The sequence below is a fragment of the Frankia sp. AgB1.9 genome (assembly GCF_016786355.1).
GTDB lineage: Bacteria > Actinomycetota > Actinomycetes > Frankiales > Frankiaceae > Pseudofrankia.
In genome coordinates this window covers 116,462-135,483 of the sequence record NZ_JADWYX010000003.1, presented here as the reverse complement: position 1 = coordinate 135,483, position 19,022 = coordinate 116,462, and the positions used below count along the sequence as shown (strand labels likewise).

Below are 19,022 nucleotides of genomic sequence, written 5' to 3'. Positions count from 1 at the left end.
ACAACGGATCATTCCGGCCGGATCTCACCACCTGATCCACAGCCGACCAGCCCACGCACTTCTCAAACAGGCCCTAGGGCGGTGTGAGCGGCGGTGTGGCTGGCCTGGTCTGGAAGCTGATGTTCCAGTCTTCGCGTTCCGGCTCGCCGGCCATGGCTACTTCCCATCGGTAGCGTGTGCCCGCGGCCAGTGCCAGCGGCGGCACGCTGATCGCTAGCGGGATCTGCACGGGAGAGCCGTCAGTCAGACCGGGGGGACGACCCGCCTCCATAGTCGCTTCGAGCTGTACCGACTGAGGCCCGACCGGCCCCGGCTGGATGACCGGCGCGCCATCCTGATCGTGTAGCGCGAGGCGCAGCGTGAACGGCGCGTTCGCTCTGTCCCAGGGGACCTCGATCAGGAGGCCGAGGGCCGACGGGGCCGGCGACGGGCCGATGATGTTCCAACCACCGCCGAGGATGTACAGCTTGCCCTCCGCGACCTGGGCGGCGTCACAGAGGATCATGGTGAGTTTCACGGAGCTACTCCTGATCCCACTCGCGCGACGAGCACACGGCGGCCTACCAGCAAGAGCCCGCTCTGCACGTCGACATCTGAGCTGATACCTGTACCTGTGTTCACCGCGCTCGGACCACCGCCTCCGGTGAGCATGAGCTTCAAGCTCGCCGCGAGAGGCGGTCGTCGAACGCGATGAGGTCAGTCTTCAGGAAGAAGCCGATGCCAGCGTGCCGGCCTGTCGGTTCGACCGGTTGCCCCAGGTCCGTCACGGTCAACCGACCTACCTGCGCGACACCCAGGGTTAGAGGGCAGGCCGCTGGGGCCTGGTGGTCAGCTCGGGTCGGTGAGCTGCGCCAGCCAGGCTTGGAAGGTCATCGGCGGTGGGATCTTGGCGTGCGCTGGCGGTGGGGAGTGCCTGCCAGCGGTCGAGCTGGTCGCCGCAGACCTCGATGATTCTCTCCGCGATCTGCTCGGCCTGGTCGCCGCAGCCGAGTACACGGCGGCGGGCAGAGATGAGATCCAGGAGTTCTGGGGTGGTGTAGGTCGGCCAGGGCGTGGTCGTGTCGCGTAAGACGGTCGCGGTGCTGATGCGCAGGGCAAGGCTCGCTGGGCTGCCGCTGCGGCGGGCGGCGAAGAAGGTGCCGTCGGCGGTCACGGTCACCGACCTGGTGCGGCGGGACTTCCACCGCGACGGGCCGAACGAGCTGTGGGTTACCGACATCACCGAGCACCCCACCCGCGAGAGCAAGGTCTACTGCTGCGTCGTGTTGGATGTCTTCTCCCGCCGCGTCGTCGGCTGGGGTATCGACTCACGGGCCCGCGCCGAACTGGCGACCTCGGCGCTCGGGATGGCGATCGAGTCCCGCAGCAACGACGAGCAGATCCCCGGCGGGATCATTCACGCCGACCACGGCACCCAGTTCACCTCGTGGACCTTCACCGAGCGGGCCCATCGCGCCGGTCTCCTACCCTCACTGGGCACCGTCGGGGATGCCTACGACAACACGCGGTCGCGGAGGCGTTCTGGGCACGAATGCGGACCGAGCTACTCAACCGGCAAGGCTGGAACACCCGCGTCGAGCTCGCCAAATGCGATCTTCGAGTACATTCAGGGGTTCTACAACCGCCGTCGACGCCACTCCGCTCTCGACTGGCAGACCCCGCTAGAGTTCGAATCCGTGGCCCACCAGCCGACCACGAACTCCTGACCAGCGTGTCCAGGCAACGGGGGCACCCCCAAGGTGTCCGTGCTCAGGGGCCAAGCTCAGGCCGCGCTTTGCTGATTATCGAGCCCGGTCGGTGGCATCGGCTGGGGTGGATGTAGCCGTTTCGGCGGCTCGACGTCAATATCGGTTTCGGTCCTGTCTGGTCTCGTGAGGGGCCTGGCGGTGGGAGGCCAGAGGCCGGCGAGCTGAACCAGGCTGAGGCGACCGGTCCCGGGCCGGGCGAGGGGCAGCCAGCGGGTGAGGGTGGCATCGAGATGCTCGTCGGGTTCGGCGAGGTCTGCGGCGGTCGTCGCGATCGGGACCCGCGCCGGATGGTCGAGGCCGCGCAGCGCCTCAGCGAGCACGTCGCGCAGACGCGCTTCGCGGCGCAGGGTGGTGGTCCAGATCAGGATCGGCGTGTGGATGTTGGTCGCCTGCGCGAGCCGATCGTAGGCGTTGATCTTGAAGGTGAGGCGGCGGAGGGTCTCGGTGCCGAAGTCCAGTTCGAGGAACCACTCGACCTCGCCACGGCCCTGCTTCCAGCGGCCATAGGCATCCGGGCGCACAATGTCCCCGAACGAGCGGGCGCACCGTTCCTCGGACCACCACGCCGTCAACCGAGCCGGCGACTCAGGCTGACGGGCGTGGTGGATCAGCCGGGTGAACATCCCGTTGACCGCGACCCGGTGCGCGAGATGCAGGGAGTGGGCGATACCGACGGCCCGGTCATGCTGGTAGCCGATCTTCTTCGGGTCCAGGCCGTCCTCATGCGCCAGCACCGCGGCGCCCGCGATGTCCAGGACGTAGTGCATGGGCGACAGGCCGCTGGTCGCGAGCGGTTGGAAGCGGTCGAGGACCCGCCAGCGGTACAGCTCCAGCAGACGGATGTTCGCCGAGCGGCGGGTCTCCCAGCCGAGTTCGACGATCTGGTGGGTCGTCAGGACCCGGTGTTCGTGGATCATCCGGACGATCCAGCGGTCGCGTGGGGTGAGGTGGCGGGCCAGCCACAGTTGGTGCTCGCCGGAGGACACGACGCGGGCGGCGGGACGGTTGTAGTTACGGCGGCCGAGGTAGGTCTGCTGCGGCGGATTCGTGATCATGAGTGGGGTCTCCTTAAGGGTTGGTCAGTCAGATGAGGGTGGGTGGGGCAGATCGCACAGACAGGCAGGGAAGGACGGGAAGCTGGGGCCGGTCGCGGGCGAGCGGGCCGGCGCAGGTCCGTGTCCGGATGCGCCGCCCGCTGGCACGCGGGATGCGTGCCTGTCCCCTCCGGCGGGGGCCGTTACCCGACCGTGGCGAGCAGGCCGGCCGTGGCCCGCTCGACGGGACCGAGGTCCACCAGATCAAGATCGTCCGAGACGATGTCCGCCGCGTCCCCGTCCGCGGGCTGGCTGTGCGCAGGTGGCGGGAACGAAGCCGTGGCGATCGAGGGCGGGTCGATCGAAGCGTGTTCGCCGAGGACCCGGTGGGCGTCGGCGCGTAGCTCCTTCACCAGCGCCCGCGCCCGCTTCGAACCGACCTTCAGCCGCCGGCGCAGCTCGTCCGAGGAGATCGGCCGACGGTGTTCCTCCCAGTAACGGGCATCCTCACGCCGCGCCCGTTCCAACAGCCCACCATCCACCAGCGGACCGGACCCGTCCGCCGCGCACTGCGCCGGCACCGCCGCCACCGGCGCCACCTCCCGGACCACCCGCACCGGCGGGACCACCGGCACGACAGCGGACCGCGCCGGTGTGCCAGCCTCCACCGGCCGCCGATCGGACTCGGCCATGGCAGCGGATAGCGGCACAGGGTGGCGCATCGCGCGCAACAACCCCGGACCGACCTCGCTCCATCCGAACAGCAAAGCCGGTCCGACCGCGTCGAACGCCGCCTTCCCGTACTCCCCCGCGATCACCGGCTCGGCGACGTTCAACGCCAACGTCACCAGACTCGAAAACACCAGCAGACGGCGCGCCGGACGCAACAACTCGACCGGCGCACCCTGCACCGCCAACTGCCGCGTCCCCAACAAAAGGCCCACCACAGACAGATCCACCGCCGGAGCCACCAGCGGCGCCACCCACACCGGCACCCCGAGGCGCAACCCCAGCTGGAACACGTTGCCGAACCCAAACGCAAACGTCAGACCCACAACCACAACCATGATCACCGTGACGAGCGTGACCGTCACATCACCGCCGGCCGGCCGCTGTCCCGTCGCGGTCGCACCATCGGGAGCCATCAGGCGCCACCCCCGCCAACCGCCCGCGCACCCACCAGATCCGAGGCACTACCCGGCGTAATAGGCACCGGCACACGCGCCGACACCACCAAGGCGGCCCTCGCTTGAACACGCGATGATGCTGTCCGAGCCTCCCCGGGGGCACCTTCCATGTCTGACCAGCGCGTTTACGACGCCGGGCGATCATCGTGGCCAAGCGCTTCGGTCGTAGGCCTATTAACTTTCAACGGTGCGACGCTCCGACGGGCGCGGGCGGGTGGCGGCCCGACGCGCCCGCCGAGCACGGCGCGCCAGCGCCGCGCGCAGGCGGCTGCGCGGCGGGTCGTCGGGTCCTGGCCGTGCACGGCGTGTGCGGCGCGATAGCGAGAAGGTGACGTGCGTGAATCGGTTCCGTCGCCGCCGTCATCTGCGGGCGGTCAAGCGCGCTTGGTCGCGCGTCGTCCATGACTGCCAGTGCCCGGACCTCTAGTACTGCCCGGCAAGCGACGACATCGAGTGCCCGCGCCATAGCGGTTTCGACACTTGCTGTGATCGACAGCAGGAACACATTCCGGCTCGGTCCGGCGACCTCTCGCAAGATTCGGGCTGAGCTGGCCGTGCATGGCGTGTGCGGCGCGCCACGCGATCCCTACGGGTGCGGGATCTCCGTGGCCTCGGCGCGACCCTGGCCGCGATCCTTCTTCGGCCGGAAGATCAGAGCGGCGAGAATCGTGTAGAGGGCGCCCATCGCGAACGCGGCTGCATAACCGTCGTGCCCGTCGCCCGTCCAAGCACCGAACCGTTCGCTGGCTTCCGGTACCACCAACGGAGGGCAAGCCGAGAGAGCGGCGAACAGGACCAACCGCCACCAAGCCATACGCATCGCCAGATCTTCACATAGCCGAGGCGGTCCCCGGGCCCAACGCTCGCGCCGCCTTTGCAACGCCTGGAGGTCCGCGCGCCCGCTGCTGGTGGGCAATGGTCGGTCGAGCACGAGGAAGCTTCATGTCTGGTCTGACCTCCAAGTGGGTCGGATCAAGGACCCCGGCCGGTGGTGGAGTCACCGCGTCGGGGTCCGCCGTTCCGGGGGGTGGAGTCCCCCAGAAACGGAGAAGGCGGCGCCGGTGGTGCCGCCAACCCGCACTCAAAGTATGTGTCGTATTTTGAGTGCTGTCTAGTACTTTATCTACGGGTCCCTACGCGACGACCCCGCATCGGTCCGCCAGGCCGCGTAGGTCCTGGTCAGAGCGCCATCCAGGGTCCTGGAGTAGGTCGCGGACCAGGACGCGGACTTTTGGGTGGTCTCGGATCTGCTCAGGCGCGATGCGCTCGGCCTCCAGAAGAGCGGCGATGGCGTCCCCGCGGTCGCGGCGCTGAGCGTGGGCGCGCGCCACATCCACCAGGAAGCGGCCACGCCGTTCCGCCGACAGCCCGGTCGTGTCGACGCGGCCGGCGCGGTCGAGCGCATCGCCAGCGTCGCCCAGCTCGACCGCAACCGCGACCGCATGCAGCGCCACGTTCGCCGGGCCGAACTCAAGATTGAAATCGTTCCGACCTGCGCCAACGACACCAGCGAGTGTTTCAGCCTCCTCAATGGCCTGCCACGCCGAGCGCCGATCGCCGCGGCGGGCCTCGATGATCGACCGCACCAGACACAGCGCGCCTAGCGCGGACTGTCCCTCGACTCCCAGCCCCTCCGGGCCGGTGCGGAGCGCCTCCGCGGCCACCGTCGCGGCATGCCGGGCCTGCTGAAGACGGCCAGCGCTGAGGAACGTGTGCGCCAGGCGGTGATGGCCGGCGGCCACCAGCCCCCGGTTCCCCGCGCGCTCGGCCGCGAACAGCGCGCGGTCCGCGGCCAGCCACGCAACCTCGATGTCACCAACCTTGACGAACAGTTCCGTGACGGCCTGGTAGACGGCAGCCAAGGCCCGAGCGACCGCCGGCCGCTGGTCGGGCACTGCGGAGCGGACCGCGGATTCCAGTTCACTGATGAGCGGGACGAGTGCCGGGCCGGCGTCGGTGTAGCGGGACGCATGGACCAGCGACCAGGCGTCGTCCGCGCGGTCCTGGGCGTCCCCCGCGGACGACACCTCCCCCGCCGTCCCTGAAAACAGCAGCGGCAACGCGGGATGACCTGTCAGCGCGAGGCGAAGCGCGGTCCGCCACGACTCGGCGTCGGGCTCGACGGGTTCGGCCGGCGCGTCTGGCGCGAGATCGGACACGGGAACGCCGAGCACTTCGGCGACCTGAGCGAGCACCGACAGGCGGTCGACCTTGCGAGTGTTCCGCTCAACCTGCGAAACCCAGCTCTCCGAGCGACCGATCAGGCGGCCAAGCTCGACTTGAGAGAGTCCGCGTCGTTTGCGGTAGAACGCGACCCGTTCGCCGAGCGAAGGGAGCGGATCTGTCATCGCGCACCGGCCGGCAGGCCCTTGCCATCGGCAACGGTCACGAACTCAACCCGCGGCGGTCCAGACAGGAACTCTTCGCGCGCTGAGAGGAAGGCCCGAACGTGGTCCTGGCGCTCGTGCTCGTCGAACGCCGAGCGGTCCCGATAGACCTCGTAGAAGATCCGGGCGTCAGCGTCGCCATCAACGGTGTGCGTCAGGTATAGCAACGTTCCCGGCTCGGACGACACGATCAGCGGCAACGTCCGAGCCACCAGCCCGTCGAATCCTTCCGCCGCACCGGGCCGCAGACTGAACCGGACCACCAAGCCGAACATAGATCCTCTTCCCTGTGGATGGACGTCCCGAGTCCAACGATCCTGCCACAGGTCGCATTCCCGCGAACACCCCGCACTAACAGTGCGACTCGGCCACCGGGTCGCTGGTCAACGAGGTGTCGATCAGGGGTGTTCGCCTCGGAACGACTCGGCATCGTCGGCGCAGCTCGGGCGAGAGTCACCGGTAGCGGGGGTGTCGCGGCCGTTACGTTCTGCGTCGTGCGGCGGGGGGTGGTCGAACTCCCCGGCGCGGGCGCCCTGGAGAAACGCATGCCACGCGGCGGGCGGGAGGGTGAGTGTGGGGCCGCCGGGGTCGATGACGTCGCGCAGGCATACCCCGGGCGTGGCCGTCTGGGGAAGCGCGACCAGGAGCGGGGTGCCCCGTAGGCCCTGGCCGAAGCTGGAGACCTGCCACGTCGGCCCGCCGGCTTCCCGCCACGTGGCCGGTGCGGGCGCGTCGGGGGCTGCCGGTTCTGGGGCGGGGCGGTCGAACTGTCCGGCGCGGACGCCATCAAGGAAGGCGTGCCACTCGGCGGGCGAGAGCGCGAGTACAAGGTCGCCCCGGGCGATGGGGACGGCGGGGTCGGTGGCGTCGCGCAGCAACACCCCGGCCTCGGGCGGCCGGGTGAACGCGACCCGCAGCGCCTTGCCCGGCACGTCCGCGCTGAAGCTAGACGTCTGCCAGGTCAGCGCGGACAGGTCCTGCCACCGGTCCGGCGGCCGGTACGCAGCCTCGGTGACCGGGTAACGCCATCGCTGATCAAACAGGGTGATCTCCTCTGCGCGACGCGTACTTTTGCAAGTGCCTCGGGTCATCGACTGTCGGCCGGTGTCGGCTCGGTGGCCGAGGCAGAGGCGGTCCGCGCGACGGGGCGCCGGGGCGTGGCTGTTCCGCTCCAGCCGTTCCAGGCGTCGGGCATGAGAGCAGCGACCACGGCCGCGAGAACGTCCCGGTCGGCCGCGACATCGTCCGCTGGCGCGTAGGCAAGGATGATCGTTGTGTCGCCGAAGATGCCGACGAGCATCGCCCCATCGGGGAGCGCGGCGACCTGCGCGGCTAGCTCGGCAGATGTAGAACCGGGGGCCACCGTGACGGTAGCCACCGGGCCGTTGGCCCTCATGCGGCCACCGCCGGCCGGGTCCGACTCAGACCCGCGAGCAGCGCGGGCACCCGGAGTCTGTCAGTGATCTCCCAGACCACCCAGGACCGCGATGCCCCATCCGCGGTGACGATCACCGGATGCGGAACGATCACCACACCGGCGTCCCGCGCGCACGGGGGTCGTACCGCGCACGTGATCACGGCACCCGGGCCGTCCCACAGTCCGCGCTCATCGACGAGCAGTCGCGCGACTTCCAGCGCCAGCACGCTCCCAGCGGGAGAGACCAGCGTCGGGCAGACCGTCAACGCGCGCCCTTCACCCCGGGCCGCCAGCGCCCGCGCCACACTGTCCGGCCAAAACCGCTTGGCCGCAACGAACGTCGGCATGGGTGACGCGCCGACGAGCACTCCCGCACCCGCGGGGAGCTGCCGCGGCTGCCCGTCTACCGGAACAGGTCCCAGCCCGTTGCCGTCCAACTCGACTGTCACCACCCGTCCGTCACCACAGCTCTCCTCCTGGTGCGATGGCTGGATCGCCACCGGAATCACCAAGCGAGAGGCGTGCGCCGGACTCCCCGCGGAACCCTCATCCATCGACCGATTCCTCCCTGTCGTTGAGGGGTCGCCGCAGTGCACCTACGCCCATCTGCTCGGCGCGCTCTATCGGTCCGCAACCCCACCGTCACGGTAGTACCGACCGCACCCTTTCGACTACCCAGCACTATTTGTGCGCCTCTACTGACGCCGGGCGCACGGAGCGCGCACCCTGACGTAGGCCAACCCCCGGCTTGCAGACTTGGCGCCGCCCATGTGGCGAGTGCTTGATCCAAGAGAGAAGGGCGACGGCTGCGCGCGGCGCTGACGCGCCGTGCTCGCCGGCGCGTCGCAAGCTCTCAGTCGACCCTGCGGGACACGTGATAGCTTGATCAGCCACAACATTCCAGGATCGCGTGAGCCCACGTCCGTCTAGGCTGCGTGACCGCGAATACACGGCTCTGCCGGTACTACGACACCCGCGGGTGGACCCGCGTTCGGGGATATCACGGATGAGATCGGCACTGAGAGCCTGTTTCAGCGTAGGGCCTAGTCTGACGTGAAGGTCGCGCGGTACGGGGATCGTCGCCCTGGTAAGTCGACATCCGCCGTGCCGGAACGGTCGAGAGATCAAGCCGGACACTTGTAACGAGGGGTTCCAGGGATGACGACTACACCGAACGGCGCGGAATCGGGAGAGGGGTCCAAGAGGCCGGCCCTTCGCGAAGTCAGGTTCCCCGGGTATCAGGTGTACGTCCAAGCGCGGGCAGCCGCGAACAATGCAATTATGGCCCTCCTCGCTGGATCGCATCTCGCGGCCCACACCCTCCTTCTCACCGAAGGGTCAACGCGCCCACTGGACGAACTTTTTCCAGCAGTTCCCCATATTCGACGATTCAATCTGATCACCGAGGAGGCCCGAAAACTCCTAGTGGATGCAGAGGACCACCTGGGTGCCGTAACCGTTCCCTACGCCCTCTCCATCCACGAAGCTTTCGTAATGAACTCGATCGCTATGATGAAAGATGCCGACATAGCTCTCAAGACCCACAAGAAGAAAATCAGCCCGTGGAATATGCACGAAATCGTTTTCGAGTCCCTTGACCTCCAACCCCCAGCACTTACACTTGAGATTTTTCATCTACTCCGTTGCATGCGAAACTGTCAGATTCATGGAGGCGGTGTCGCCTCGGAGGACCTCGAAACCGCAATCTCATCTCTCTCGACTCACGCCAAAGAGCGCTGGGAAGGGCTTTGCTGGCGGAGCGTTGACGCTATAGTCAGGGATGGACGAGTAACCTTCGGCACTGGCGAGATATTCGCTGCATTTTCGATCACACAAGACCTCGGGCGTGAAGTAAACGGCGCGCTCGTAAGCGGACTAGGGACCAGCTACTGGGCCAAAATCGTAGTCGAAGACTACGTGTCCGGCACGAATCGAACGCGAAACAGCGATATGTGGATGTGGGGATTACGAAACTTCGCGCCAATAAAATACTCAATCTTTCAGTTGAGCAATGACGAGCTAGCTGATGCCGCACGAGCACTCGGCCGGTGGACACGGACCGACAATGTGGGGCCGCGAATAAGAGGCAAGCGAAGTGTATATCGGAAACCACATGGTGAGGAAACTCAGCCCGACCAGTTTCGGTCAAGCTCCCACGGGAATGGGCCGGGCACGTAATCGGTGAAGCCGGGTACCCCCTCTAACCCAAATTCGATGGAGCGTCCCCTCCGCCGGAGCCTGGTGTTAAATACGGGAAGGTTGGTGGGGATAACCATCGGCGGACTCCATCCGCGGGCGATTTCTTCTAGGTCAACCTCGTTGATCTGGAGTGCTGGCGAGTCCGATGGATGCTGAATCGCACTGACTGCGCGATGCCACTCAAATTCGTGGACTATCTGCATGCGATGCGACGGCAGCATCGCCATCGTCGCTGGAACTCCGCGAGGTTCATTCAACGCGGGTCTCATCAGCTCGACCGAGTCCTGGGTTGGCCCGACCAGGAATTCCTGTGTGACGCGGGCCAAGCATGAATTAAATTCGATGTGAGCGTCGACAGGTAGATGGACTCGTTCGATGGGAGCCAGCCATCTTCCATGGCCGAAATCGAAGAGAATCTTGCGGCTAGCGCCTTCCTTTTTGGGGGTTATCGCCAGGATGGTCTTCCGGTCGAGCGGGATTACCCACCCTCCTTCTCCGTACCCGGAAAAAAAGTGGTTGGCGAAACCGAGATCCCCGGTCAATACGGGCACCCCTTTGCAGTGAAACACTGTCCAAGATGCCGCCATGAGCGGCGCGAGTATGCGGTGTAACGCCCTGACTCTGGCACCATTCGCATTGTCGACGACCCAGCCGTGATCTTCCCCAAGCGCCTCGGATACCTCCCGAATGAGGGGTGACTCTTCGAATCGGCGCCTAAATTCTGGACCACGGACGAAAATGCCAGCGGCAAACGGCAGTAGGACTCGTAGCCAAGTTCGAGCTTGGACCGATCTCGCCGTTGGGTCGGCGAGATTTTTGATCGCAGAATTTAGATCTGCTTCGTAGGCGGTCCAGAGTTCATCAACCATTGATGGCGGCAAATTACCGCCCTTCAACAGATAATAGCCATTGATGGCGGCAACATTTTCCGTAGTAGTTGGACGTGCCTGACGGCTGCCCCGTCGAAGCACCCATACCCGGCGTTTACGTCCGACCGGGTTGGTATCGACGGAGAAGCCGCCTAGGTAGGTCGCTGGGAGATAGTGGTGCTTCGCCATCGGTCGATTATGCCCCTGGCGTGACTCTTGGCCCGGCGCGGCCAGCACCCCGCACTGGGCACAGGGAAGCCAGCTCCCGCGAGGCTGCAGCTGGCGTGCCCGTGGTCTCAGACTTGGTCTCGTTCACCGTCGTTCAGGAACGATCGCGACTGTGTCCCGGAGTCGCCCGACCGGCGTGTTGAACCGAGGGACACGGTGGCGACCGGGCCACCGTGGCACTCCTAAGCGGTAGGCCGCAGGTCCGATTCCTGCCGGGGGCACTTTGGCCGCCTGACCTGCACGTTTGCGCTGATCGGCGATCAACGCGGTGAAGTGCTCCGGTCGCAGGCCTATTAACTTTCGACATGCGATGCTCCGACGGGTGCGGCCGGGTGGCGGTCCGACGCGCCCGCCGAGCACGGCGCGCCGGCGCCGCGCGCAGGCGGCCGCGCGGTGGGCCGCCGGGTCCTGGACGTGCGCGGCGCGTGCGGCGCCGGTGGATAGACGTCCGGGGATTCTGTCCGGTGCGGCTACTTCGGGTCGTCGGTTTGCCATGGGTAGAGGAACTGGCCGGGATCAAGGCGCCATGCTTCGAGGGTGGTGGTGAGTTCCGGCTCGTCAGCGGCGGTTGCGTCTTTGACCAGGACGGCTCCGATGTCGTAGTCAAAGCCGAGGATGCGGTCGGCGGCGTAGTCCCAGTGCTGCAGCCGGAACGTGCGAGCGAGATCTGTTCGCTTCCAGCCCTGCTGGCGGGCTCGTGTGTCGACTGGCGCGGTAACTGGTGTGATGTCGATGAACGCTCTGCGACCAGGGTGAGAGGACGGGACCTCGGTGACCAAGCGCTGACCGAGCCGCAGGGCGGTCAGCTTGTCCGTCGGCCACTGCTGCCCACCATCATCTGGAGGAATGGGCATTCTCATGCGGTCTCTTCTCCCGACCTCTCACTGAGTTGCGGCCTTGCCGCAGGGTTCGGGCTGAGCTGGCTTCCTCCGTCGGTCGGGCAGGCTCTGCCCTACCCCGGGTGCCCGATCGGCGGAGGGGGCCAGCGGACCCGACCATCACACCCCCTCACCCGAGTTCGATCTTCCGCTACCTCCGGAGGGAGGGCCGGGGTTCGGGGCGGAGCCCCGAGGCTATTCCGGCCGAAGGCCGGTCTTGACCGCTACGGCGCCGCTGCCCAGGACCGGCGCGCCCGCCAGGCCCACGACCGGCTAGGCCTGGGCGACCGGTTCTGAAAGATCCACGATGGCCTACCAACTTTGCACGAAACGGGCGCTGCCGACCTGCAACGACGCAGGTCGGCGCACTGCTCAGCCCGTGCCAGCTCCTAAGCGGTAGGCCGCAGGTCCGATTCCTGCCGGGGGCACTTTCCATGCCTGACCAGCGCAAACGTGGGCCGCCGGTCGCCCAGCGGCCCGCATGGTCTCATTTCGGTCTAGTCGTACCGGCTTCCCGTCAGCACGAGCGCCCGGCGTCGGCGATTGCCCACGGAGTCCGTCGGCCAGGTCGGCGAAGCCCGTCAGAACCTCTGTCGGCACGCGCTGGCAGCGGACGGCCATACTCGCCTACGACGAGCCCATGACCTCCATCACGACACGAGTGGCACCTTCAGAATGAGAACGCATCGTCGGCCTACTGTGCTGCCGTCGTGAAGTACCGCCGCGAGGACGCGGGCCCGCATCGATCGGCGAGCAGGACGGCAGGCTCACGGTTGCTGGTCGAGAAACTTCGCCGCCTCGGCCGGGTCCATGATGTTTGACCAGATCTGCTCTTCGGGGGCCACCGCCCGCTGGGGCATGGCGTAGTCGGACATCCACGCGTCGGCCTGGCATCCGGGTACGAGGCTGAGGATCGTAGCGACGAGCCGTCGCGGAACCGAGCCGACGATGCGGATCGCGACATAGGTCTCGTGACCCTGGTCCGCGAGGATCTGCATGCCGAGCGCCGCGCCGTCGAGCATGACGGCGTGCTCCTGGCCGTCCAGCAGCGATTCGCGCACCAGCCGATGCACCGCCGACCGAAGCGTGCGCTCGGCGCGCACCGCCGACTCGGCGCTCCATCTCAGCTCGTCCTGCCGACCGGGCAGCAGGTCACCGGTGTAGGTCGCTGTCGTCAGAGCGGGCGAGTGTCCGGCGTTGTAGCGTGCCCGCGCGGCGGTTGCGCGTGCGGCCAGCGCTGCGTAGAAGTCATCGGGCGAGCCTTCCTCGCGCTGCCCGGCAGCGACCAGCCACGGGATCCCGGCGTCGACCCATACCGCGCCGCGCCAGCGCTGCACCTTCGCCTTGAACAGCACCTGATCGTCGACCGCGGCGATCCGCTCCTGCGGCGTGTCGTCATCGGCGAAGCGATCGCTGACCTTCGCGAGTAGGGGATGGCCGATGTCCTCCAGAGGCGTGTCCACGCGCGGGACCGCCAAGGCGAGATCTTCACGTAGGCAGCGCAGTGTGGGCCGGGCCTGTCTGGCCACCGTCAGTCGTCCTCGTCGACGCCGCCGACCGCGTCGAGTTCGGCGCGGGTCATCCCGGCGAGCATCGCGATCCGCGACGCGCGGCTACCGTCGAGCTCGCTGAGCAGTTCCCGCATCCCGGACTGCATCTCCTCACGGCGCGCGTCCAGGTAGTACGCAACCGCCGCCTCGACGAGGTCCTTCTTGCTCATGTGCAGGTAGTGCGCACCGCTGGTGATCAGCTTGTCCCCTTCGGGGGAAACCTTGACCGCAAGCTGCCGGGGCGTCCGCTCCATCATCGCCGCATCCGTCCCCTTCCGACCCAAGCGGCCGGGCCGTCGGTGCCTCCAGTACCTCTAGGGTACTTGGCGAGCCGGAAGAGTGCGCTGGCCATGCTCGCGACAGCTCCAGGGCCGACCAAGGCCTGTTGAGACGTCCGCTGCGTGGTCTCAGTTTTGATCTCGTTCGTGGTTGTTCAGCGTCGGTCACGACGGTGCCACCAGCCGCGTTGGCGCCCTTGCCGGACGGCCGGGGACGTCGGTGAACAGCCCACCGTGGCACTCCTAAGCGGTAGGCCGCAGGTGCGATTCCTGCCGGGGGCACACCTAAATGATCTTCGTCTCACTATTTGTGCTGGTCAAATACGTTGATCGATTTCTTCGCCGCTACGCGCCGCCGGGATCGTGGGAGCGTGATAGTGGCGTCACCTGCGGTTTTGTCACTGGTGGACTACCGCAGGTCCGTGCCCTCCGGGGTGTTGGGTCCGACAGAACCCGAACTAATGCCGTAGCTGCCGAGGTGTGCCCTTGGTTCGTAGTGGCGCGTCGGCTGGCCGCGTGCGGCCGATGTGCTGGCCGGTTGAATGTGTCGAGTGACTAGGGCGCGTCGCCACCGCGGAGAATGACCGTCGGGCTGCCTGAGACCAGCTGGGAGTCGGTAGCCGTGGCGGGCGTTTCCTGTTGCCGGTTGATCGATGCCGTGCGTTGGGGGTGGCTGTCGGATGGTGTGCTGGCGTCGCCAGTCGGTGGCCTTGGGTGAGAGGGCTGGGCGGTGATAGGCGGGTGGGTTGGCTCGGCGTATTTCGGGTTGCTGTCGAAGCTGATACTCCGCGGGCTGGGGAGAAGGCATTCGATTTCGTGGGCGGCAGTGGTCGCGCCGTTGGCGGCGCGGAGTTGGGCGCCGAGGCGGGCTGCTGCCGCCCGGTGTGGGCCGTCGTCGAGCATCCGGGAGATCGCGTCCCGGATGACGGTAGCCGGGGCCGTACGTCGCACCACGAGCCCGGCGCCGGCGCGCGCGACGGCCGCGCCGACGGCTGGCTGGTCGCCGACGGCGGATACGGGCAGCACGACGAGCGGTAGGTCGTGCGCGAGGGCCTGGGTGGTGGTGCTGTAGCCGCCGTGGCCGACGACCATGCTTACCTGCGGCAGGATGTCGCCGTGGGGGACGAACCCGTGTGCCTCGACGTTGGCGGGCACGTCGAGTTCCGTGGGTGTGTGGGCGCGGCCGGTGGTGAGTACCACATGCGCCGGCAGGTCGGCGACTGCCGCCATGACGGAGCGCAGGGTGGCGCCTTGTCCGGCGTAGAAGATCGAGCTGAGGCTGACCAGGATGCGGTCGGTCGCGGTGTGCGGGACGGGTGAGACGCCGACGGGCCAGATCGGGCCGGTCAGGCGGGCGTTGCGCTGGCGGATGGGGCGCGGTTCGAGTGCGGCGATGCCTGGCACGAGTACCCGGTCGGCCCGCGTCCACAGGGCGGTGGGTGGTAGTCCACCGAGTCTGGTGACCAGTCCGATCCAGAACGCCCAGTTGCGGCTCATGTGGCCGTGCAGGGTGTGATGCAGCACGACGTGGCGCGTGCGACGACGCTGCAGGGTGCGTAGCGCCGTGAGCAGCATGGCGTCGACGACGACGACGTCGGCCCCGTCGCGGTCCAGGGACGCCGCGAGGTCAGCGCCGACCCCGGGGTCGGTGAACAGCCGCAGGTATTCCACTGCCCAGCGGGCGAAGCCGGCCCGTTCCAGCGGGAGGTGCGGCGCGGCACGTTGGTAGGCCTCGAAGCGCAGGCCGAGCTTCTCGACAGCGGCGCGCTGGTCGATCTGCCCAAGGACCCGGACATCGTGGCCTCGTCTGCGTAGCTCGTCGGCGACACCCAGCGCGGGTGGCACGTTTCCCCCGCCGTTCCAGGTGACGACCAGAATCTGGCCCATGGTGGTGACGGCTCCTTTGCACGGGCCACGCGGGATTTCGCGAGTAGCGCCAGGGACGGCGGCCCCGACGACTGCGCCGGGAAGGCTGGGGCGGGTGGCGACGGGGAGGAGCGCTGTCCGGCGCCGGCCAGCCCGTTGCCACGGATTGCGCCACGATATGGCCCGATTACGTGTCGCCTCCAGGACGGGTACGCGCCTGGTCACAGCCGCCGCCGAATCACCGCGAGCCATGCCCGTCCCGCTGAGGACCGCCTGTGGGGCGTCCTGGCGACGAGACGAACCAACCACGACCTGGGCACCGCCTCGCCGGCGATCACCCGCGCGGATGAAGCATCGGGTTCGGCGATGGGAGATCAAAGAAGCCTGTTGGTAGCCGGTCGGTCCGGGGAGCCGTCGGAATCGGGTGTCGCCGGCACCGCGGCGGGTACCGATGCCGAGGCGGTGGGGGGGCGCCTGACGAAGCGGAGGCTGCCAGCGAAGATGCGTTCCTTGTCGTTGTCCAGGGTGGCGACGTGGTAGCTGTCGTGCAGGAGTTGTTCGGTGATAGGCGCGTGGGTGACGCCGGCGAGCAGCCGGCGCCCGGAGCTGGGCTCGACGACATGGTCGGTCACGCTGCGGAAGGTCAGCACGGGGCACACGATGCGGTGCAGGTCAGGCAGGGTGACGGCCCACAGTTGGCGCAGCGAGGCGAAGGCGCGCAGGGAGAACCGGTCGTAGCCGATGTCCTGGGTCCCGGGAGCCTTGATGTCGCTGTACTTCGGTCCCCACAGCCGGCCGCCGGCTGGCGATGCGCCTACCGACGGGAGCACCGTCGCGACGTACGGGATGAGGCTGGTTCCTCGCCGGTCGGTGCCGAGCGTGGGGTTCACGGTGACCACGCCGGCGACCTGGACGCCGTGTTCCTCGGCGAGCCGCAGCGCGAGCGTGGCCCCCATCGACAGGCCCATCACGAAGACCGACGAGCAGCGGGCGTGCAGTTCGGCGAAAGCGTCGTCGGCGGCGCGGTACCAGTCGCGCCACCCTGTGGCGGCCAGGTCCTGCCAGCGGGTGCCGTGGCCGGGCAGCAGCGGGCAGGACACTGCCAGCCCCGCCGCGCCGAGGTACTCGCCCCATGCCCGCACGCTGTGTGGCGTGCCCGTGATCCCGTGCAGGACCAGCACCCCGACCGGGTTGTCTCGACCACCGGTATCCGGGGTCAGCTGGAACGGCTTGGCGGTCGATGGCAGCGGTGCTAGCCCCGTCGTCCCGCGCCGCCGTGACGGCGTGCGCCACCCGCGACCGGCCATCTGGTTCCGCCTTCCACGTATCACCTGGCTGGCCGGGAGACATCGGTAGTGCCCGCGGCTACAGATGCCTGGCCAGTGCGGACCCGTGCGGGCCGCACCCCGCTTCGCCGGCCGTCGGGTCCTCCCGGCGAACCGTCGACGAGGCCACATCCGGCGTTGCCATTCTCGCCTGGCTCCCAGGCGGGCGGGGAACGCGGACGGGCCACCTGTCCGTTTGGCCACGATCGCGTTCGGCTTCATTCCCGGTCTGGTCCTCGCGACGGTCACGGCACCGGTTGGAGGGTCGATTTAGACCTGACCACCGGTTACCCACACACGCGGCCGGCCGGAGATGGCACCAGTATGATCTTCTGGCAGCTTCGGGTGCAGGTCGACGGCGGACAGCGAGCCGGCAGCCACAAGATCATGTCGACAGCCAAGGAAATGTAACCCCAAATGTAACCCCGACAGTTACATTTGGGGTTACATTTAGGCGTGCCCCAAGACGTGGACAAGATGATCAGGCGGCTGCGGGCGGCCGGCGGCGACAGTACCGAGGTCGAGGTCAAGTCCGCCGCAGGCGGTCTGCCTAGCTCGTTGACCTCGACGCTCAGCGCGCTGGCGAACCAGCCAGGCGGCGGGACGATCATTTTGGGCCTCGACGAGAAGACCGGCTTCCGCGCTGTCGGCCTGAGTGACGTACAGACGCTCAAGCAGGGCCTCGCCGCCAAGGCCCGCGCCTTCACTCCGCCGGTCCGTCTCACCATCGACGATGCCGAGGTAGACGGCGCCCCTGTCATCGTCGCGCAGGTCCACGAGTGCGACCGGTCAACCAAGCCGTGTCGCGTCACCGCTACAGGCACCGCATACCTCCGCGCATACGACGGCGACTACGCCCTGTCCGGCCTCGAGGAGCAAGGCTTCCTCGCGGGACGCCGCCCACCGCACTTTGATCGATCACCTGTCGAGGACGGCAACTTGGACGACCTCGACGTCGAACTCGTGGACGCGTTCCTCGCTTCGGTGCGGGATCGCGACCCGTCCGGCCTCGGCCGCTTCCCCGACGACGCCGAACTACTGCGAAGAGCTGGTGTGACAGTCGGCGCGGGGCAACCCACCGTCGCCGGACTCCTCGCGCTGGGAGTTCATCCCCAGCAGTGGTTTCCTCGGTACGTCGTCCAAGCCGCCGCGCAGCCACTGCCAACCGACTCGGCCGCGACGAGGGCACGCAACCAGATCACGATCAGCGGGCCGATCCCCCGCATGCTCGACACGGCACTGGCATGGGCTCGCCGCACCTTCGACACCGCCATCGTCGCCGAGTTGGACGGATCGGTCCATGACCGTCCGGTCTATCCGCTCGTCGCGTTTCGCGAGTTGGTAGCCAACGCGCTGATTCACCGAGACCTCGATCATTGGTCAGCCGGACTCGCCGTCGAGGTGCGCCTGCTACGAGACCGGCTCGTCGTCGGCAACCCCGGCGGTCTGTACGGCATCACGGTTGACCGTCTCGGCCGCGATGCCGTGACCTCAGCCCGGAACGCCAGGCTCGTATCTATCTGTCAGCACGTCCGAGCCCCAGAAACCGGTGCCCGCGTCATCGAGGCCCTCGCCACCGGCATACCCACCATCAACGAGGCCCTCGCCGAAAATGGGCTTCCACCTGCCCACTACATCGACAGCGGTATTCGGTTCACCGTCGTTCTCCACGCGCACGCGCCTGACGTCGCCAAGGCTTCCGAGGTGCGGACAACCGCCACGTTGAGGCTGGGACCGACAGAGGGCCGCGTCTACGACTCCCTCGCTACCCGGGCGAAAACCGTCGACGAACTCTCCGACGAGCTAGGACTCAGCGCACCGAACCTCCGCAAAACCCTGCGCCGCCTCCGCGATCGTGGTCTGGTGCTTCAGCAGGGCGGCAAGGGCCAGGTGACCGTCTACCAGCGAGCGCCCAAGTAGCCTGCACCGCGCGAAGTATTTTCCAGCCAGACAGGGCGTCAGCCTGGACCGGGCGACCCAGAGGCAGGTGCCGGGCCCGCCAAGGTGGGCCCGGTGGCGTGATCGCCGTTTGCGCACCGTAGTGGTTGTGGATCAG

19 protein-coding genes are annotated in these 19,022 nt (G+C 67.6%); 3 read left to right on the top strand and 16 right to left on the bottom strand.

Annotated features, from left to right (window positions below; genetic code table 11):
- Positions 1 to 73: 73 nt before the first annotated feature.
- A complete protein-coding gene (locus I6A60_RS02315; RefSeq protein WP_203023057.1) occupies positions 74 to 517 on the bottom strand; it encodes a hypothetical protein in 444 nt (147 codons plus the stop codon).
- Between the two features lie 282 nt (positions 518 to 799).
- Positions 800 to 1,153, bottom strand: coding sequence for a hypothetical protein (locus I6A60_RS02310; RefSeq protein ID WP_203023056.1), 354 nt, complete (start codon positions 1,151 to 1,153; stop codon positions 800 to 802).
- Here I6A60_RS02310 and I6A60_RS02305 point away from each other — a divergent pair.
- Positions 1,086 to 1,706: a DDE-type integrase/transposase/recombinase gene (locus tag I6A60_RS02305; RefSeq protein WP_238434597.1), complete on the top strand. Its 621-nt coding sequence runs from the start codon at positions 1,086 to 1,088 to the stop codon at positions 1,704 to 1,706. The genes I6A60_RS02310 and I6A60_RS02305 overlap by 68 nt on opposite strands.
- A 56-nt stretch (positions 1,707 to 1,762) precedes the next feature.
- Here the strand turns inward: I6A60_RS02305 and I6A60_RS02300 are convergent, their stop codons facing one another.
- The 8 genes from I6A60_RS02300 to I6A60_RS02265 all read right to left on the bottom strand — a co-directional run bounded on the left by I6A60_RS02300 (position 1,763) and on the right by I6A60_RS02265 (position 8,141).
- On the bottom strand, positions 1,763 to 2,803 hold the full coding sequence (locus I6A60_RS02300) for a replication-relaxation family protein (RefSeq protein ID WP_203023055.1): 1,041 nt from the start codon (positions 2,801 to 2,803) through the stop codon (positions 1,763 to 1,765).
- A 182-nt stretch (positions 2,804 to 2,985) separates the two neighbouring features.
- Positions 2,986 to 3,927 (bottom strand): hypothetical protein, encoded by a 942-nt coding sequence (locus I6A60_RS02295; protein WP_203023054.1) that lies wholly within the window; start codon positions 3,925 to 3,927, stop codon positions 2,986 to 2,988.
- Between the two features lie 628 nt (positions 3,928 to 4,555).
- The gene (locus tag I6A60_RS02290) at positions 4,556 to 4,729 is read right to left on the bottom strand and encodes a hypothetical protein (protein WP_203023053.1); all 174 of its coding nucleotides are present in this window, start codon (positions 4,727 to 4,729) and stop codon (positions 4,556 to 4,558) included.
- Positions 4,730 to 5,102: 373 nt separating this feature from the next.
- Positions 5,103 to 6,317, bottom strand: a complete 1,215-nt coding sequence (locus I6A60_RS02285) for a helix-turn-helix domain-containing protein (protein ID WP_203023052.1) — start codon at positions 6,315 to 6,317, stop codon at positions 5,103 to 5,105.
- Entirely contained in the window at positions 6,314 to 6,631 is a 318-nt protein-coding gene (locus I6A60_RS02280) for a putative quinol monooxygenase (RefSeq protein ID WP_203023051.1), read from the bottom strand. Before I6A60_RS02280 ends, I6A60_RS02285 begins: the two co-directional genes overlap by 4 nt.
- Before the next feature lie 123 nt (positions 6,632 to 6,754).
- The gene (locus tag I6A60_RS02275; protein WP_203023050.1) at positions 6,755 to 7,447 is read right to left on the bottom strand and encodes a DUF397 domain-containing protein; all 693 of its coding nucleotides are present in this window, start codon (positions 7,445 to 7,447) and stop codon (positions 6,755 to 6,757) included.
- A complete protein-coding gene (locus tag I6A60_RS02270; RefSeq protein WP_203023049.1) occupies positions 7,444 to 7,752 on the bottom strand; it encodes a hypothetical protein in 309 nt (102 codons plus the stop codon). Before I6A60_RS02270 ends, I6A60_RS02275 begins: the two co-directional genes overlap by 4 nt.
- Positions 7,749 to 8,141 carry a hypothetical protein gene (locus I6A60_RS02265; RefSeq protein WP_203042544.1) on the bottom strand — a complete coding sequence of 131 codons (393 nt, stop codon included), beginning with the start codon at positions 8,139 to 8,141 and terminating at the stop codon, positions 7,749 to 7,751. The genes I6A60_RS02270 and I6A60_RS02265 overlap by 4 nt, the downstream gene beginning before the upstream one ends.
- Positions 8,142 to 8,931: 790 nt before the next feature.
- Between I6A60_RS02265 and I6A60_RS02260 the strand changes: the two genes are divergently transcribed.
- Entirely contained in the window at positions 8,932 to 9,951 is a 1,020-nt protein-coding gene (locus tag I6A60_RS02260) for a hypothetical protein (RefSeq protein WP_203023047.1), read from the top strand.
- Here the strand turns inward: I6A60_RS02260 and I6A60_RS02255 are convergent.
- The 6 genes from I6A60_RS02255 to I6A60_RS02230 all read right to left on the bottom strand — a co-directional run bounded on the left by I6A60_RS02255 (position 9,900) and on the right by I6A60_RS02230 (position 16,948).
- Positions 9,900 to 11,030, bottom strand: a complete 1,131-nt coding sequence (locus tag I6A60_RS02255) for a DUF4238 domain-containing protein (protein WP_203023046.1) — start codon at positions 11,028 to 11,030, stop codon at positions 9,900 to 9,902. The two genes, I6A60_RS02260 and I6A60_RS02255, sit on opposite strands and share 52 nt — an antisense overlap.
- 509 nt (positions 11,031 to 11,539) lie before the next feature.
- Entirely contained in the window at positions 11,540 to 11,929 is a 390-nt protein-coding gene (locus I6A60_RS02250; protein WP_203055544.1) for a hypothetical protein, read from the bottom strand.
- 785 nt (positions 11,930 to 12,714) lie between these two features.
- Positions 12,715 to 13,410 (bottom strand): hypothetical protein, encoded by a 696-nt coding sequence (locus I6A60_RS02245; RefSeq protein ID WP_307838664.1) that lies wholly within the window; start codon positions 13,408 to 13,410, stop codon positions 12,715 to 12,717.
- 68 nt (positions 13,411 to 13,478) lie between these two features.
- On the bottom strand, positions 13,479 to 13,754 hold the full coding sequence (locus I6A60_RS02240) for a hypothetical protein (protein ID WP_203023043.1): 276 nt from the start codon (positions 13,752 to 13,754) through the stop codon (positions 13,479 to 13,481).
- Between the two features lie 576 nt (positions 13,755 to 14,330).
- On the bottom strand, positions 14,331 to 15,662 hold the full coding sequence (locus I6A60_RS02235) for a glycosyltransferase (RefSeq protein ID WP_203023042.1): 1,332 nt from the start codon (positions 15,660 to 15,662) through the stop codon (positions 14,331 to 14,333).
- Between the two features lie 353 nt (positions 15,663 to 16,015).
- The gene (locus tag I6A60_RS02230) at positions 16,016 to 16,948 is read right to left on the bottom strand and encodes a carboxylesterase (protein ID WP_203023041.1); all 933 of its coding nucleotides are present in this window, start codon (positions 16,946 to 16,948) and stop codon (positions 16,016 to 16,018) included.
- 495 nt (positions 16,949 to 17,443) lie between these two features.
- Between I6A60_RS02230 and I6A60_RS02225 the strand changes: the two genes are divergently transcribed.
- Positions 17,444 to 18,886: an ATP-binding protein gene (locus tag I6A60_RS02225; RefSeq protein WP_203023060.1), complete on the top strand. Its 1,443-nt coding sequence runs from the start codon at positions 17,444 to 17,446 to the stop codon at positions 18,884 to 18,886.
- Positions 18,887 to 19,022 lie beyond the last annotated feature (136 nt).